Here is a 388-nt window from a genome sequence, read left to right as displayed (position 1 = left end):
CTTTCTGAATCACGCGGATTTCGACGCCGGGCTCGCGGACCTGACGGCCATGCCGCCCGGGCCTACAGGCCTGCCGCAGTGGCCCGACTTCCTTGTACGACTGACGCGCGCGCCCGTCGTCTCCATCGCCCTGATCCGCGGCCGAGCGACGGGCAATGGCAGCGAGATCACGCTCGCTTGCGACATGAGTTTCGCCAGTCGCGAAAAGACTATCCTTTCGCAATGGGAGGTGGGTGTGGGGATGGTCGCCGGCGGCGGCCCTATGGCCCGACTGCCCCAACTCATTGGCCGTAACCGCGCACTGGAGGTGCTTCTGGGTTCGGAAGACCTCCGTGCCGACCAGGCCGAAGCCTATGGCTATGTGAACCGGGCACTGCCCGATGCCGAC

At 66.0% G+C, this 388-nt stretch carries 1 protein-coding gene; it reads left to right on the top strand.

The window, feature by feature from the left end:
* A partial coding sequence (locus tag P0D96_RS48485; RefSeq protein WP_408321491.1) for an enoyl-CoA hydratase/isomerase family protein occupies positions 1-388 on the top strand: 388 nt, incomplete at both ends.

The sequence above is a fragment of the Paraburkholderia sp. RL17-347-BIC-D genome (assembly GCF_046027915.1).
GTDB lineage: Bacteria > Pseudomonadota > Gammaproteobacteria > Burkholderiales > Burkholderiaceae > Paraburkholderia.
The sequence above is the reverse complement of the archived record's forward strand: the minus strand, read 5'-3'. Positions and strand labels throughout refer to the sequence as shown.